Source organism: Pseudomonas fluorescens HK44 (genome assembly GCF_000217955.3).
Classification (GTDB): domain Bacteria; phylum Pseudomonadota; class Gammaproteobacteria; order Pseudomonadales; family Pseudomonadaceae; genus Aquipseudomonas; species Aquipseudomonas fluorescens_AQ.
Genome location: NZ_AFOY02000015.1, coordinates 1102621 through 1116670, shown reverse-complemented (window position 1 = coordinate 1116670; position 14050 = coordinate 1102621). Strand labels below are relative to the sequence as shown.

Here is a 14050-nt window from a genome sequence, read left to right as displayed (position 1 = left end):
GTGGCCCCGTGTAGATGAGCCAGGCCATGTAGGGGATGGCGATCATTAGTAATCCCCCCAGCCCATGCCTTGGATGTACTCGTTGGGGATGATCAGCTTTTCGGCGACGGGCGCCTCATTCACCACCGACAAGTCACCGAAGTAACCCAGTGCCGCACGGGCGCGCTCCAGGGTTAGCTCGGCATGTCCGAGTTGGCGCGATTTGCGCAATTTGTAGGAGTGCAGGGCGTGGACCTTGTCCGGGTAGGCAAATCGCTTGCTATGCGCATTGGTTTCCTTGAGCACGCGCTTGCGGCGCTTTTTCACGGCGTCTGTCGTCCAGCTGTGCTGGTAACCGTTAATCATGTTGACGGTGTATTCATCGGCTACATACCAGCACTGCGCCGTTTCACCGATCACTGTGTAGGTGATGCAATGCACTTCGAGGCCGTCAGGGCCGATTTCATTGACAAAGCGGTAATGATCCGGTCCAGCCTTTATCTTTTCCATGGGCACACTCGTCCTTGCCGCTATAGCGGCTGACTTTGAAGGGGGAGGGAGTTATATCGGGCAGGAGTACAAATGTGCTCCTGTCGGGCTGCGGCTGATGTTCTGGCTTTCATTTGCTGGCGTGCCTGAAAGCGATCGAATGGACCGTCTGGCAGGGTAGCGATCGCGTTCGCTGCCTTGATCAGCAGATCGCCCAGCCGCTGTTGTGCCTTCGGCGTGAAAAGTTTGAAGCGGGAGCCAGCCGGGTAGTAGGTTTCGTAGGCCATGCGACTGCACAGAGTCGATGCCTCATCGAGCCCGCAACTGCGGCCGTATGCGATCAGAGTCTGCCGCTCCTCCTGTTGAGACTGAGTCAGCTCATCAATCCGCTGATCCGCGGCGTTCAGGCGCTGCCACAGGGCGTCACGCTCGGCGGTCACCCGGTCGAAGTCCGCGACATAGACGTACTCGCCTGCCGCACCTTTGAAGTGGTAACGCTTCACTATGACTTTCGGTTGGGTGATTTGGTTTTCTGTGGGCATGGGGCGTCCTATGCCGGGGCGGTGGCGTGAGTCGTTAAATAGGCCCCGGTGTCAGGATAGTTGTCGCCTCTCCGGTTTTTCCTAAAAAGCATACCGGGGGCGGAAAGAGATTGGTTGTGCCGTACTATTCACCTGAACGCAGAGCCGCATTACTCAAGATGCTGCTTCCCCCACTGAACCTGTCGATGGCCGAGGTTTCCCGGCGCGAAGGGGTCAGCGAAATGTCTTTGTCCAACTGGCGCAAGCAGCTCAGTTCTGAAGGAAGTGCAGTGTCCGAAAACAAGTCACCGGCCGAGAGTTGGTCAGCCGAAACCAAGTTTGCTGTCGTCCTTGAAGCGGCCGGCTTGTCCGAGATCGACCTGGGCGAGTATTGCCGCCGCAAAGGCCTTTACCCCGAGCAAATCACTGCCTGGCGACAAGCCTTCATCACCGGCCAGAAATCGGAAAAGGCCCAGCAAAAAGAAGATCGGGAGCAGTCTCGCAAGGATAGAAACGCATCCAGGAACTTGAGCGCGAACTGCGTCGAAAAGACAAGGCACTTGCTGAAACAGCTGCGTTGTTGGTGCTGCGAAAAAAGCTCAACGACTACTGGGGGACCGACAACGAGGACAACTGACGACTTTGCCAGAACGGCAGTTACTCGTTGGCTGGCTGAGCAACGCGGTCGTGGCGGGAGCCAGAAAAATCAGGGCCTGCCGGGAAATCGGACTATCGCTGCGGACTTTGCAACGGTGGACTGAAACAAACGTTATCCGCACCGATGCCCGAACGACTGTCACACGGCCAACGCCGCGTAATGCGCTGAGTGAGGTCGAGCGCCAGGCGATTGTGACGCTGTGCAACGGCGCTGATTATGCTCACTTGCCGCCCAGCCAGATCGTGCCGCGCCTGGCCGATCAAGGGCGTTATCTAGCGTCGGAGGCCACGTTTTATCGCGTCTTGCGTGCGGCGGGTCAACAGCAACATCGAGGCCGTTGTCAGCGCCCCAGGCGGTACGCAGCACCGACGACTCATGCGGCCAAAGCGCCCAATCAGGTCTGGTCGTGGGACATCACGTATCTGCCGTCGCCGATACGCGGCAAGTACTACTATCTCTATCTGATCGAGGATATTTACAGCCGCAAGGCCGTGGGCTGGGAGGTCTACGACGCGGAAAGCGGCGAGAAAGCCGCCGCACTGCTGCAACGCAGCGTGATCGGCGAGCAGTGTTTACGCGAACCGCTGGTGCTGCACTCGGACAACGGAGCGCCGATGAAATCGGTGACGCTGTTGAGCAAGATGTACGAGCTGGGCATCACGCCCTCGCGGGGACGACCACGGGTGAGCAACGACAATCCCTACTCGGAGTCGCTGTTTAGAACGCTGAAGTACTGCCCGCAATGGCCACAGGATGGTTTTGCCAGTTTGGACGCCGCACGAGCTTGGGTGAGGGATTTTTAATGCGTTGGTATAACCACGAGCACCGGCATAGCCGGATCCGTTTTGTCACGCCAGTCGAGCGGCATCGAGGGCTGGATCATCAAGTCTTGGCCCTGCGACATGAGCTGTACGAACGAGCCAAGGGGAAAACCCCGGAGCGCTGGTCGGGTCAGACGCGTAACTGGGAGCCGATCGGTACCGTGTTTTTGAACCCGGATCGAGAGCAACAGGTCGAGAAAAGAGCGGCATAGTTAGACGGTTGACGCGACAACTACCTTGAAAAACGCCGTAGGGAAGAAATATGTTCTTTTTTTTGTTCGATTTAGTCGCATCGAAAAGATTTGGCTTTCTAGTAAGCCGAATGACGACAGAAAGAAAAAACTTGGATTGCCTCCAAAAATAAACTTTGGTGGTTCTAAGCCTTATAGATCTGATCGTTGGCGTCGGATTTCTTTACGCCGATGCGCTGACGGATCACCTGATCTGCTAAAGATGGCGGGAACTGTGAGAGTCTTTTGGTTAACAACTCTTGAGGAGCCGCTATGACTATTCAATCCACCAATCTTTTCGAAATGGATGCACTGAAAACGCAGCGAATGACGAAAGTCTTTTCACTGCTCGCACTTCTTACCACTCCAGTAGTGCTCTTGATCTGTTGGTATCTAGGAGTGCCGGAAAGTTGGGCGTCTAAGTCGGCGCCGCTCATGACAGTGTTCTCGATACTTGCGGTTCAACACGCACAAGCTATGGGGGATGGATTGAGGTCTGATGGCCAATTTGAGCCTAATGAATTTATTGAGGCTCAGAATAAGTACAAGCGCTCAGCAGGCAGGCACATGTTGGCAGCTACTTGGCTGGCGATAGTTGGTGCGCTGATCGGAGTTTTTGCCGGATAGAGCCTTTCGCCTTCAGCGCAATAGGTGAAGGCGAGTCAGGCCGCGAGGCGTTGGTATAGCTCGATGATGTCGGCGGCGTTGGCGCTGACTAGTGCTTCCGCTTCATCGGGACAGACGCTGTTGCCGATCAGTCGGACCTGATCCGTTTTGTTGATGTCGCGCCATTCTTCGGCACCGGTCACCGGGTCGACGAACAGCCCGCGGTCGATGATGTAGTCCTTGTCGAATCCCTGGGCTGCTTTCAGCTCTGGCGGTTGGAGCATGCGCAGGGTTATGTCCACCAGCGCATAGCCGCCGACCATGACCATTTCGGCCGGGTCTTTGAAGTGCTCCGGCAGATGCTCGTGCATAAAGGCGGCGCAACGGCGGGCGCCTTCCATTTGCTCTGGCGTCAGCGTGTTCGGCACCTGTATGACCTCAACCAGTGCCACCCGATCCTTTGTTGGCAAGGTGTGCATCGGCTCGGTCAGCGAAATGCCATCCTTCTCGTTGCCGTAGTACTTCACCAGATAGGCGCTCACCAGCCGCTGATTTGCGCCTGACTGGCAGATGGTTGAGAGCGGCGAGTCGGCGGCGCGGCCATCACCGCCGTAGAACCCGCCGTTCGCCTGCTCGAAGAACGCTGCAACGACGCCATGTCGGGCGGCCCCGGCCAGCACCGTCTGGGTAGGCTCATCTGGCGAGCTTCCCGACAGCGTTCTGGCCGAAAGTCGTCATGTGCGCGCTGACAATTGCTTGCTCGCCGCGGTTGGCACCGGTGACTGTTCGGAAAGCATCATCTGGGGAATACCCGCTGTGCTCGCCGTGATGCGTGAGGTGTGTCAGGTGGCAGGCCGCTAGCGCAAAGTGCCCACCCTTGACCTGGGCGACTTGCGTGCGCAGCGGCTCGACTGCGCTGAAGTTGCGCTGCGCTGAGCCGTTGGCGCACTCAGCGAGGAAGGGCGCTGCTACGGGCTGCACCAGGGCGTGACGCGTGCCGCCGGCGCTGATGGTCGAGAGCGATTCGTCCGTGCCGTGGGTGCTGGTGTGCGCCGCTGAGGTGCCTCGCATCGGGACAATGAACGGCTTCACACGGGTCAGTACATGGCGCCAGCAACCCTTGGCGACGCGGCGCATCGTGTTCACCGCCATCGGCTTGTCGCGGAAGATGGTGCGGCCCAGGTTGCTCCAGTCGATGCACTCGGCAGCGGTGCGCCATGGTTGCTGCTTCGCCGTCGGCGTTTTGTGGCGCTTCGCCGCGGGCCAGACGATTGGCTTGCCGTCACTGCGCGCTACCAGGTACAGGCGTTTGCGAATGGTCGGCGCCCCGGCATTGGCCGCGATGCGCTCGCGCCACTCGACGTTGTAGCCAAGGCCACGTACCAACGCTTCCGCCGGCACGAACTCACCGATTGACTCAAGAATCTCCGGCATGTCCGGGTGATCTGCGGCCAGCCCCGTGCTGAGCGCGGCGATGAACGACTTGAAGGTGCGGCCGCGCTCTGCCTTGATTGGCTGGCCTTCCTCATCGATCGGCCCCCAGTCGCAGAACTCTTCGACGTTCTCCAGGAACATCAGGCGCGGCCGGGTAGCGTGGGCCCAGCGCACAACCACCCAGGCCAGGCCGCGTACACCGTGATCGCGCGGCGCGCCTCCCTTGGCTTTGCTGTGGTGGCGACAGTCTGGCGACGCCCAGAGGATGCCGACTGGCTGGCCGCCGGTGGCAAGTACGGAGTCAACTTCGAACACATCGGCAACGTAATGCGCGGTCTGTGGGTGATTGGCGCGGTGCACTGCCAGGGCGATGGGGTTGTGGTTCACCGCGACATCCGGCCTCCGGTACGCCCGGGCGATGCCGGTGCTGGCGCCCCCGCCACCGGCGAACAGGTCAACCACCAGCTCTTTTTCGAACGGCAGACCCATGCTTGGCTGGCCATGGATTAACTGGGGTAACTTCTGATGTGCGGACATAGGGGATCCTCGCCGGCTGGCGTGAAAAAAAATGATTTCAGGAAATGAGGGCTAGGCTTAGCTTTGGGAGCATTCAATGAGGTAGGCGATATGGATACTTACATCGTTTCCACAGCTCGAAAGGACCACAGCGGCAAAATTGTTGAGTTCAGATGGGTGAAGGTCGACGGGCATATGCAGGCCATCGGAGCTAGTGAGGTCGTCAGCTTTGATGACGTCTGCGATGCACTCGCTCGAGGCGATGAAGTTTTTGCTCGGGATAAGCTAGGAGGAAATGGAGGACGGGTGTTCCTTGGCGTCAATTCCTCAGGTGAGACGATTATTGAGCTTGAAGCCAATGTATCTGAGCTTGAGCAAATCGGCGATCTACCGAGATTCTGAACCCCACGATCTTTTCTTTTGGCGCAATAGGTGAGGGTGTGTCAGGCCGCCACTTGAGCCTCCTGCTTCGGCGGCCACTCCGTAAATCCAACCTTCGGCGCCTTCGTTTTCGGGTTGATGATCGGCTCACCCTGGGCGTCGACCATCACTGCCTTGGCCCTGACGTGCATATCGTTACCTCGGGTAGGTGCCGCCCTCCGTGAGTGGATGCGACAGCGGAATGGGTGGTGTCTTCCTTGTTGGTCTACGCTTTGAGCTAAATCTCAATGGCCGCTGCTCGAAAGGACTCATATGAAATTCAATATCATTGCCTTGGGCCTGCTTGCTGTTTTGGCGGGCTGCACAACTGCTGGCCCATATGTCACCAACATCTCAAGTGACGGGCGTAACGGTCTGAATATCGAGAGGTGCGCTGTGAAGATGAATGCCTTCATGGGCACAGTGAGCACCACTGAATGTACGACTCAGAATCTGCAGCTCAGCCGAGGCAACTGATTGCAGGTATGGCGTTTAGGGCGCGAAGTGTTCGTCGCCCGGGTCTTTGCGCAGCTCCAGCAAACTCTCATTCCGAAACATTCGCGCCACGTTTTCGCTTATCTGCACTTTGTGGCGCGGACTCTCGATTGCCTTGTATGACAGGGTAGGCCCAAGCGCATGAGCATTCAGGTTCTGCACCGCCTCGCTCATTTCCTCGATGCCGTTCCAGGCCATCAGCTCATCAAGCTTCTGCCGGGTGCCGAGTCTGCATCGGTGCCGCAATTCCTTCTCGTCGTACTCGATCCGTTTCTGCGCTCGCCATGGCCTAGCTCTTTGATTCCGCTGGCCGGCAGGCCCAGCCAGGGCTGCCGGCGTCGTTGATTTACTACTCGCTTCATTTTGCTCATGCCGCGGCGTTCACCAGGGTTACGCCGGCCATGCTGAACAGCGAACCTTGCTGCGCAACCAGAGCGTCGAGCGCGTCCCAATTCACGGTCAGCACGCTCAGCGGCGCGAGACCTCCGGCAACGGCATGCACCAGGTTATCGAGCGATAAAAAGCCCGCTCGAAGGCGGGCTCATTTCACACCTCGTAGTACTCTCGCCACCCAATCCTGACGGCGCCGCTCTCCAGACGGTCTATACGAACACCACTGGTCTCTTCGATTTCCTGAAGGACCTGCTGCCCCGCTTCAACACTTTCGTCTTTCCGTCTGGAAACGGTAACTGCCTGAACCTTCTGGACATTGGGTGTAGCGATCAGGCGTTGAATGCGCCGACCAACAAGCTCATAACAATTTCTGGCTTGTGGCGTGGCTACTGCTATTTGTGGCATTTGGTGCTTCTTGCTTTACTGTATGCATGTACAGTATTTATTTTGTCATATTTCTACGGATTGGAGTGCGAATTTGGCTGGTGTACGGGGGAGAGTTACACGGCGACTGTTGAGCAAGCGCAAAAAAGCCCGCACTTGGCGGGCTTCGGACTGACCTGCTGGACCTGTTTATTTCTGCTGGGTGACTTTCAATCTGGCCAGCCCCTGCTTGATATGCCCGGCATTCTCGCCAATGGCATGCAGTGCCCCGCGAACGGTCTCCCCGACTTCTGCTGATCCGCGCTGCTAACCCACAGAGTGAACTCCATGAGGGCTGCCTCCAGGGCGAGCTGGTTGTCGTACATTCTTCGAGGATGTCGGGGAGGGTGTATTGATCAGGCATGAGGTCGATTCCGTTCGAGGAGTCAGCAGTTTAGCAGGCGAAAAAGCCATCGGCAGATGCTAGGAAAAGGTTAGTAGGTATTTCTAAAAAATCCTGAAATAACAATGAGTTGTATTAACTTGTCAGGATACAAGTCGGATCTAAATTTTTACTCTTGTAAATCTTTGAATACATTAGATAAACAGTCTTTCGAGGGCGGGGAGGCTTTACCTTGGGTAGCTTGGGAGCCCGTACGGAACAGTGCACTTTGGTTTCTTGCGGGGCGACGCAAGTCGAGGTGTACGATGACATTAGAAACGAAAAAGCCCGGCGCTGGCCGGGCTATCTGTAGATGGAGCCAAATCCCTTTGGCTGAACGCATTGTGCCTGGTAGATGTGACGATGGCGTGACAGGCACACCACAACGTCGAGCAGCCTTACGATCTCGACCTCAATGGCGCGAACGGATTCGCCTATATGGTATTGAAGTGAGTGCGCCATCTCAGTCAATCCTTAAGTCCGATCGCTTACAAATCCCCGCCGCAACGACTGACTGTCACGCTTTAATGAAGAACCCTGCGACTCTCTCCAATCCTGATCCGGTCCAGCGCGCGGTTTAGCGAATCCAATGCATCAAGGAGGGCTTTCGCCTCGGCCTCTCGACCATCTCCCCAAAGGCGTTCAGCCATTTTATTCAGGGCTTGGATAGAGCGCTCAATTTCAGTAGCGGTCGCTGCTGCTTTACTTTCCGGCTTTTTCTTCGGCATTCAGTAACCCTTCTGCAGGGCATTGCTCTGTCTTTCAATTGTTAGCGTGCAAACATTTCCCACCAAACACATGACTCAGGATCGTGAGCTATTCAGCTTTAGCCCGCGTAATCCTTGCCGCCTTTACCTCATCAGCATACGCAGTCAGTCGATCAGCTTGCTCATGCAGCTTCTCGATCGTCCTCATGGCCTCCAGAAGCTCTGTATCCCCGCGTTGTTTTGCCACTCTGAACATTTCCAGAGCGGCTTCTTCGAGGTCGAACGCGGCGGCGATCAAGTCACGGCGCAACTCTTGGTTGGGTTTGTTGAGTGCCATGGTGACCTCCTGAAAATCTCGTCGCGCCAGATTTCAACCGCCGGCGAACCATTTCTTGAGTGTTGAAAAAAGGGTGGTGCGGACAGGCTTGCGATCGCTCGTCAGGACATCAAGCGCACATGTGGCTTTCAGGGTTCGCTCTCTTAGAACGCTGAGCCGAGTATGCAGCTCTTTCTTCAGTCGCTTTTGCTCGCTGGCTGGAGATAGCTCTATAAGCTTACCGGCCATGAAGAAATTCAGTTCCATTTGCTGATCTAGTGCTTCAGTGATTTCTCTGATCGCGTCGTTCATGCCTGATTCCAAATCAATTCATGTGAGTCACGCCAGATGGCTACAGCTTCTGCAGCGCTCTAACCACAACACCGACGATCCGGCAATTTTCCGCACACATCTCAATAGGGTATGCAGGGTTCAGCGGTTTCAAGAAGCGCCGACCACCGTCATCAACTAGTTTTTTGAACGTGGCCTGGTCGCTGTCGGCCAGTTTGGCGACCACCAGCTTCCCGGACTGTGCATCAGCTTCGGTGTCGAGCAGGATCAAAGTCCCCTCAGTGATACTCATCCCGACTGGCGATGTCATCGAGTCGCCTTTGACTTCAAGCCAGAAGGCGGGACCTTTTGAGTTGTAGTCCGAGAGCTCGTAACGATCTGAGAATCCAGGAGGGAAGGGCTCAACTGCTTCGGCCCAGGCGCCGACGGCAACCCAACTGATTACCGGGTAGCGGAAGGACTCAATTGGTTGGCGAGTTGAACCGACGTTCGATTCAGACTGTTGGGACGACTCCGAGCGCACTGGTCCCGTCATCGGGCCGATCTCATCTGAAAGCCATTTGGCGTTCACACCACAGGCGTCCGCAATCTTTACGACGTGCGTAGATGCTTTTGATTTGCCGCGCTCAAGATCAGAAATTGATGTCTGAGTAATGCCTGCTCTGAGAGCAAGTTCTACTTGGTTGAGCTTAGCGTGCTGCCTTGCGGCTTTTAAACGGTCTTTAAATTCCATTCGATGAGTATTACGGGGGCTCCCATATCCTGGCAAACAGGTATTCCCATAATTTAGTATATGGGTATTCCCGTATGGAGGGTGTGCGTGACCACTATTTATAAGGACCTCGTTGCCTTCTTCGGCACTCAAGAGATCACAGCTGAAAAGCTCAAGGTTGATCAAAGCACCGTTTCTGGTTGGGTTCGGGAAAAGCACGGCATGTCTCCAGTGATTGCCTAACGGGCAGAGGCATTGACTGGAGGTGCTTTCAAAAAAGAGTTCCTTTGCCTGACCAATGGCATTGCGGGAAACCAAAGCCATTCACCATCCTGGAATGGAGCGCTAAAGTTTTTATTCACCTCGAGCAAGTGGTCACTGTCTCCCGCATTCGGATAGGACAACTCAATGCTATGGGTTGATTGCCAGCCTTCGAACTCTCCAGTTTGCAGGCCAAGCCATCCCGCTCGCTGCATAGTCTCGCCGGTGATATCGACCCCAGTGCAAAGCGATCGTCCGCCCACGCTGAAATGAAATGGAACGTCGAAAAGTCGAACCGGGCCGCCATTCCCTGTGTAAGCCGTGATTGCTGCTTTCTTATATTCCATTGGGCTTATCCATGCTCCAGCTGGCCCACCAATACCGACAGTAAGCCGCTATATCAATCCCTGCTTTAGGATCACCTGAGACAGTTTATGACAACCAAGCAATCCGACTGGGAGGAAATCGAACTCGCTTACCGGGGCGGGTTGCTTTGTTCTATTGCCTTCGCACCCAAAGCATCCGCACAGCGTTCAAGGTCACCGGAATCATCTATTACGATATCTCCTTTGGAGGAAGGTATTGGATGTATCCGAGCCTGGGGCTGGGTCGGCTCAGCGCTAGTCTGAATAACGAACTCCCCGGATTCTTTGCCGTTCTCATGTTGAGCTAGGTCTATCGGTGTCATGTGGGTCTCCCTGCCGAGTGTTCGATTCTCACTGATACCGGCAGCCAGTGGTTATTTCAAGCTCGGAGTTGTAATCATGAGGAGGCCAGTGCCACCGGCGCCACTCATCGACCTGTCCGAGTCTGCGGAGCTGGGTATCCGCCTGGAACCTGCACCAGAGGTGCGGGGTCTCTGGGAAAGAGGTTACAACCTCGTCGCCAAGGCCGCAGATGGTCTTAAAAACGCTGGGCGCGCTCAAACCAATGCGGAGCGCATTCAAACAGCTAAAGAAGCGCTTGATCGGCTTGAAACGCGTGGTGGCAGTGAAAGGATACCCGGCGAGGACCCTGTCTATATCGGTGAGAAGGGGAAGCAAAGCCTTAAGGATTACATCAAGGGGCTTGAGGTAAAGGACGCCGCCGAGGGCGCGACATCGGCCTGGGCCAATTATCTGGATTCGGCGCAGTACGTCGCTGGCCAGACCAAGAGCCTGTTCGGCAATGCCTTCAGTTCGATGGAAGACGCAGTCGTCAACTTCGCCATGACCGGGAAACTGTCGTTTGCTGATTTCACGAAGTCGATTTTGGTGGACATGGCGCGGATTGCTGCGCGGCAGGCCAGCTCTGTATTGCTGAGTAGCCTGGTCGGCGCTGGCATCAGTTACTTCACTGGCAGCGGTACCGGACCAACAGGTGCTGCAACGGCCGGCGGCGCAGAGGCTGGTGCTCAGAGCTTCGGCAGTCAGTTTGATGCGAGTTCGGGCAATGTCATGTTCCCTTAGGCCAATGGTGGTGCTTGGGGTTCCGGCGTACAGCTCTTCGCCAACGGCGGCGCCTTCACCAACAGTGTGGTCAGCAAGCCAACAGCCTTCGGGATGTCTGGCGGGCAGACCGGGGTAATGGGTGAAGCAGGTCCTGAGGCGATCATGCCGCTGACCAGAACCTCGGGCGGCCAACTGGGGGGGGCGTGCACTGGGTGGCGGTGACGGTTCATCGCAAATCAATGTGGTAGTCAATATCGCTAGCGACGGCTCGGTGGATGCTTCAACCGATTCACAGCGTGCGGCGGCAAACGATTTCGCCAAAACCATCGGGCCAATGATCGAGCAGGTCTACGAGCAGAAGATGCGCAAGGACCTTGGCCAGGGCGGGCGAATCCGGACAGCGATAAAAAATGGATAACGCCCGCGACCAGGTTCTTAGAGAACTCGCTTAGCCTCTGCTATGGCTTGCTGCTCAATTTGAGAGAAGGTCAGGTTCGAATCAAAAGGAATAGCGACGGTGACCTCGCCCATGAAAACACCATCATGTCCCTCATCTGCGTCTAGAAGAAGGCGAACCGCAAATACTTCTGCCTCAATTTCTGGGTTATGGCTGACTGATCGGATCTGTATTTTCATCTGATGCTCCTGCAAGTGAATGAGTGAGGCTACTCCTGAATCCGCTCACTCCGAAAGGATAAATAATGGCACTTGAAACATTCACCTGGCCGATCGAGAAGGGCGCTGCTGGCGAGATCAAGCAGCGCACACGCACCAAGCAATTTGGCGATGGCTATGACCAGACTATTTCAGATGGCATCAACAACAAAATGCAGTCCTGGCCCTATAGCCACACCGGCGGCGCAGCGCGGATCAAGGAAATCATGGCTTTGCTCGATCGCCACCGGGGCGCGAAAGCGTTTCTCTGGACGCCGCCACTCGGCGAGCTCGGGTTGTACAAGTGCAACGGCTACAAGCCAACCCATAAGGGCGGTTCGGTGAACACGCTGACCGCCACCTTCGAACAAACCTTTCACCCCTGAGGGACACCCTGATGGCATTAATCACGGACATCCAGAAGCTGGAGCCCGGCGGGGAAGTGCGCCTGTTTGAAATCGACGGTACCGAGTACGGCGCCGATGTGCTGCGCTTCCACGCTCATGCAATCCCGCATTCGCCGGAAGAGCTTTTAGCCTATGCCGGTTCGCCGGATGAGCTGCCGGCGAAGTCGATCTGGTGGCAAGGCAACGAGTACGCAGCCTGGCCGGTGCAGATCGAAGGCATTGGCGCGGACAGCAACGGCACCGCCACTCGCCCAACCTTCAGTGTTGGCAATGTCAACGGACGTATCACGGCGCTGACCAAGCATGAGCCTGGTCAATCTGAGCGGATAGTGCGGTCTTCTATTCTTCCGTCGCCCGGACTTCTATAGCGTCCAGCCGTTTGTTGATCAGGTCAGCCGCTCGCTGCTCCTGTGTGGCGCAGCTTCATCGGCGTAGGCGCGCGCCCGAGCTGCTGACGCCATTAGATTGGACGGCCCTCATCTTTGCCTATGGGGCTGAAATGAGAAATACGGTCATCCGCGGAAGCCGGCTGACACTTCATTGCTATTTGATGAATGCCTGCATATCGCTGTTCAGCTTTTTGATCGCCGCTTTGAAATCGTTGGCGGTTACCGGTTGGCTTGCATTTTTCACTTGCTCACCCATGACCTTGCGCACGACTGTGGCCACGGTTTGGCCGTTGCTCGCGTCGATCAGTTCGGCTTCGATGTACAACTCTGTGTTTTGGTCGCGGTGACCGGTGGCCGCCTGAGTCGCGCCTATCGCGGCCGTGACTGGCAGTACTTCATACCATTTCATGCCTTCGTTGGATGCGGTGACGCCAGTGATTGCGGCGCGCACAACCAGAACTCGCGAACCAGTAGGGGCCGACTGAACGTTCGGTACCACACGGTACTTCTGGCTCAGTACGCTCTTGGCATTGTCGGTCACGTAGGTTTGCAACTGATCCAGAGTCTGACGGTTGACCCGCTCATTGGGCTTGGGTGCCGGGTATAGGTCCAGCTGCTTGAAGGCCACCGTGTTGTAAGCGTTCGGGTTCCAGGACGGGGTCACCCAACGCATGGCTTTCTCGCCACTGAGTGTGGTGACTTCTTGCAGGTTGTTGTAGCTGGGAAGAAACCCTGAGTACTGTTCCTTCTCTGTGACTCTTGAGGTGCAACCGCCGAGCAGCAGGCTGGTCAAGGCAACGCCGACAAACAATTTCCTGGTCAGGCTCATATTTTTACTCCATGGGTAAAGTCATTTTATTCGGTTACAGGGCGTCAGAAGCGCCACGTCATGTTGCCGGTCACGGCTTGAATCCAGGCGCTATCGAACTGCCCGGATGTGGCCGTTTTCTGTCTATCGCTACTGACCGGTTTGGGTCGCCTGCCGTCCTTCTTGATTGAGCAGGGGGCGGTCAGAGATGGTCACTAGAGCTGTCGATTAAATACAGGCTGAGCACGGCGCAACCGCATCGAGTCGACGGCAGTGATAGGGTGTAGGGCTAATGCCTGCACGCTAGTTTCCTTAAGAGGGGGCCTGCATAGAGTGCCCTGCGTCCTTTGCTGGAAGATGTCCAGCTTATTTCTATACAGTAGAAATGTTATTCAATTGAAATATGTAGCCTGAAGAATTTCTGGCTTGGTGGGTACGTCAATGCCTGCGCCCCCCATAAGATTTGGCTGAGAGTTGTGGTGGTTTGAGATTCCGAACATTGTGACGTGAAAAAGCCCAGTCTAACGCTAGGTTTTATCGTTTCTGAGGCTCGGTCAGGTCTTATCCGCGCCGAATAAGTTGACGACTTTTTAGGACGCCTTGGCAGCGAATACATGGGGCGGAGCGCAATGCGTCATCAAATTCCTTTCGCGCGACATTGCTGTTGTTCAGGTATGTACGCGGTGCTACGTTGCCTCCGCAAACGAG

The 14050-nt window shown here is 56.0% G+C and carries 17 protein-coding genes and 5 pseudogenes; 8 read left to right on the top strand and 14 right to left on the bottom strand.

All coding sequences use genetic code 11. The annotated features are described in order from the left end of the window. Window positions 1–45: 45 nt before the first annotated feature. Entirely contained in the window at window positions 46–489 is a 444-nt protein-coding gene (locus HK44_RS17840) for a hypothetical protein (RefSeq protein WP_019690124.1), read from the bottom strand. 20 nt (window positions 490–509) lie between these two features. Then, window positions 510–1010, bottom strand: coding sequence for a hypothetical protein (locus HK44_RS17835; RefSeq protein ID WP_019690125.1), 501 nt, complete (start codon window positions 1008–1010; stop codon window positions 510–512). Window positions 1011–1126: 116 nt separating this feature from the next. Between HK44_RS17835 and HK44_RS17830 the strand changes: the two are divergent. Continuing rightward, window positions 1127–2680, top strand: a pseudogene (locus HK44_RS17830) (IS3 family transposase). Between the two features lie 291 nt (window positions 2681–2971). Further along, window positions 2972–3325, top strand: a complete 354-nt coding sequence (locus HK44_RS17825; RefSeq protein WP_019690126.1) for a hypothetical protein — start codon at window positions 2972–2974, stop codon at window positions 3323–3325. Between the two features lie 35 nt (window positions 3326–3360). On the opposite strand, the pseudogene HK44_RS17820 reads toward HK44_RS17825, so the two are convergent. Further along, window positions 3361–5275: pseudogene (locus tag HK44_RS17820) on the bottom strand (DNA cytosine methyltransferase). A 90-nt stretch (window positions 5276–5365) separates the two neighbouring features. Between HK44_RS17820 and HK44_RS17815 the strand changes: the two are divergent. Further along, window positions 5366–5656 carry a hypothetical protein gene (locus tag HK44_RS17815; protein ID WP_019690127.1) on the top strand — a complete coding sequence of 97 codons (291 nt, stop codon included), beginning with the start codon at window positions 5366–5368 and terminating at the stop codon, window positions 5654–5656. Between the two features lie 41 nt (window positions 5657–5697). Here HK44_RS17815 and HK44_RS30180 read toward each other — a convergent pair whose 3' ends face one another. Continuing rightward, window positions 5698–5826, bottom strand: coding sequence for a hypothetical protein (locus HK44_RS30180; protein WP_019690128.1), 129 nt, complete (start codon window positions 5824–5826; stop codon window positions 5698–5700). Between the two features lie 121 nt (window positions 5827–5947). Between HK44_RS30180 and HK44_RS17810 the strand changes: the two genes are divergently transcribed. After that, a complete protein-coding gene (locus tag HK44_RS17810) occupies window positions 5948–6151 on the top strand; it encodes a hypothetical protein (protein ID WP_019690129.1) in 204 nt (67 codons plus the stop codon). Between the two features lie 15 nt (window positions 6152–6166). Here the strand turns inward: HK44_RS17810 and HK44_RS30585 are convergent, their stop codons facing one another. The 7 genes and pseudogenes from HK44_RS30585 to HK44_RS17780 all read right to left on the bottom strand — a co-directional run bounded on the left by HK44_RS30585 (window position 6167) and on the right by HK44_RS17780 (window position 9414). After that, window positions 6167–6367: a hypothetical protein gene (locus HK44_RS30585; protein ID WP_019690130.1), complete on the bottom strand. Its 201-nt coding sequence runs from the start codon at window positions 6365–6367 to the stop codon at window positions 6167–6169. Window positions 6368–6715: 348 nt separating this feature from the next. Further along, entirely contained in the window at window positions 6716–6967 is a 252-nt protein-coding gene (locus HK44_RS17800) for a DUF1654 domain-containing protein (protein WP_019690132.1), read from the bottom strand. Between the two features lie 168 nt (window positions 6968–7135). Then, window positions 7136–7349: pseudogene (locus HK44_RS29855) on the bottom strand (hypothetical protein). Between the two features lie 542 nt (window positions 7350–7891). Next, window positions 7892–8095, bottom strand: coding sequence for a hypothetical protein (locus HK44_RS17795; RefSeq protein ID WP_019690135.1), 204 nt, complete (start codon window positions 8093–8095; stop codon window positions 7892–7894). An 88-nt stretch (window positions 8096–8183) separates the two neighbouring features. Beyond that, window positions 8184–8411, bottom strand: a complete 228-nt coding sequence (locus tag HK44_RS17790; RefSeq protein ID WP_019690136.1) for a hypothetical protein — start codon at window positions 8409–8411, stop codon at window positions 8184–8186. Between the two features lie 33 nt (window positions 8412–8444). Further along, on the bottom strand, window positions 8445–8702 hold the full coding sequence (locus tag HK44_RS17785) for a hypothetical protein (RefSeq protein WP_019690137.1): 258 nt from the start codon (window positions 8700–8702) through the stop codon (window positions 8445–8447). Window positions 8703–8742: 40 nt separating this feature from the next. Then, window positions 8743–9414 carry a helix-turn-helix domain-containing protein gene (locus tag HK44_RS17780; protein WP_019690138.1) on the bottom strand — a complete coding sequence of 224 codons (672 nt, stop codon included), beginning with the start codon at window positions 9412–9414 and terminating at the stop codon, window positions 8743–8745. 87 nt (window positions 9415–9501) lie between these two features. Here HK44_RS17780 and HK44_RS30175 point away from each other — a divergent pair, with 87 nt between their 5' ends. Continuing rightward, the gene (locus HK44_RS30175; protein WP_019690139.1) at window positions 9502–9636 is read left to right on the top strand and encodes a hypothetical protein; all 135 of its coding nucleotides are present in this window, start codon (window positions 9502–9504) and stop codon (window positions 9634–9636) included. Here the strand turns inward: HK44_RS30175 and HK44_RS17775 are convergent. Then, window positions 9633–10001: a hypothetical protein gene (locus HK44_RS17775; protein WP_019690140.1), complete on the bottom strand. Its 369-nt coding sequence runs from the start codon at window positions 9999–10001 to the stop codon at window positions 9633–9635. The genes HK44_RS30175 and HK44_RS17775 overlap by 4 nt on opposite strands. Window positions 10002–10733: 732 nt before the next feature. On the opposite strand from HK44_RS17775, the pseudogene HK44_RS17770 reads away from it, so the two are divergent. Next, window positions 10734–11502: pseudogene (locus HK44_RS17770) on the top strand (phage tail tape measure C-terminal domain-containing protein); the annotation flags it as partial. A 17-nt stretch (window positions 11503–11519) separates the two neighbouring features. On the opposite strand, the gene HK44_RS17765 reads toward HK44_RS17770, so the two are convergent. Beyond that, on the bottom strand, window positions 11520–11720 hold the full coding sequence (locus tag HK44_RS17765; RefSeq protein WP_019690144.1) for a hypothetical protein: 201 nt from the start codon (window positions 11718–11720) through the stop codon (window positions 11520–11522). A gap of 65 nt (window positions 11721–11785) precedes the next feature. Between HK44_RS17765 and HK44_RS17760 the strand changes: the two genes are divergently transcribed. Both HK44_RS17760 and HK44_RS17755 read left to right on the top strand, forming a co-directional pair. Next, window positions 11786–12124, top strand: coding sequence for a phage tail protein (locus HK44_RS17760; RefSeq protein ID WP_019690145.1), 339 nt, complete (start codon window positions 11786–11788; stop codon window positions 12122–12124). An 11-nt stretch (window positions 12125–12135) separates the two neighbouring features. Then, window positions 12136–12441, top strand: a pseudogene (locus tag HK44_RS17755) (phage minor tail protein L); the annotation flags it as partial. A 247-nt stretch (window positions 12442–12688) separates the two neighbouring features. On the opposite strand, the gene HK44_RS17750 reads toward HK44_RS17755, so the two are convergent. Further along, complete coding sequence (locus tag HK44_RS17750) at window positions 12689–13363, bottom strand: DUF3313 domain-containing protein (protein WP_019690147.1); 675 nt, start codon at window positions 13361–13363, stop codon at window positions 12689–12691. Window positions 13364–14050 lie beyond the last annotated feature (687 nt).

Excerpts from the sequence above, each read along its gene's own strand:
- HK44_RS17840 (WP_019690124.1), bottom strand. The coding sequence starts at position 489 with ATGGAAAAGATAAAGGCTGGACCGGATCATTACCGCTTTGTCAATGAA.
- HK44_RS17835 (WP_019690125.1), bottom strand. The coding sequence starts at position 1,010 with ATGCCCACAGAAAACCAAATCACCCAACCGAAAGTCATAGTGAAGCGT.
- HK44_RS17825 (WP_019690126.1), top strand. The coding sequence starts at position 2,972 with ATGACTATTCAATCCACCAATCTTTTCGAAATGGATGCACTGAAAACG.
- HK44_RS17815 (WP_019690127.1), top strand. The coding sequence starts at position 5,366 with ATGGATACTTACATCGTTTCCACAGCTCGAAAGGACCACAGCGGCAAA.
- HK44_RS30180 (WP_019690128.1), bottom strand. The coding sequence starts at position 5,826 with ATGCACGTCAGGGCCAAGGCAGTGATGGTCGACGCCCAGGGTGAGCCG.
- HK44_RS17810 (WP_019690129.1), top strand. The coding sequence starts at position 5,948 with ATGAAATTCAATATCATTGCCTTGGGCCTGCTTGCTGTTTTGGCGGGC.
- HK44_RS30585 (WP_019690130.1), bottom strand. The coding sequence starts at position 6,367 with ATGGCCTGGAACGGCATCGAGGAAATGAGCGAGGCGGTGCAGAACCTG.
- HK44_RS17800 (WP_019690132.1), bottom strand. The coding sequence starts at position 6,967 with ATGCCACAAATAGCAGTAGCCACGCCACAAGCCAGAAATTGTTATGAG.
- HK44_RS17795 (WP_019690135.1), bottom strand. The coding sequence starts at position 8,095 with ATGCCGAAGAAAAAGCCGGAAAGTAAAGCAGCAGCGACCGCTACTGAA.
- HK44_RS17790 (WP_019690136.1), bottom strand. The coding sequence starts at position 8,411 with ATGGCACTCAACAAACCCAACCAAGAGTTGCGCCGTGACTTGATCGCC.
- HK44_RS17785 (WP_019690137.1), bottom strand. The coding sequence starts at position 8,702 with ATGAACGACGCGATCAGAGAAATCACTGAAGCACTAGATCAGCAAATG.
- HK44_RS17780 (WP_019690138.1), bottom strand. The coding sequence starts at position 9,414 with ATGGAATTTAAAGACCGTTTAAAAGCCGCAAGGCAGCACGCTAAGCTC.
- HK44_RS17775 (WP_019690140.1), bottom strand. The coding sequence starts at position 10,001 with ATGGAATATAAGAAAGCAGCAATCACGGCTTACACAGGGAATGGCGGC.
- HK44_RS17765 (WP_019690144.1), bottom strand. The coding sequence starts at position 11,720 with ATGAAAATACAGATCCGATCAGTCAGCCATAACCCAGAAATTGAGGCA.
- HK44_RS17760 (WP_019690145.1), top strand. The coding sequence starts at position 11,786 with ATGGCACTTGAAACATTCACCTGGCCGATCGAGAAGGGCGCTGCTGGC.
- HK44_RS17750 (WP_019690147.1), bottom strand. The coding sequence starts at position 13,363 with ATGAGCCTGACCAGGAAATTGTTTGTCGGCGTTGCCTTGACCAGCCTG.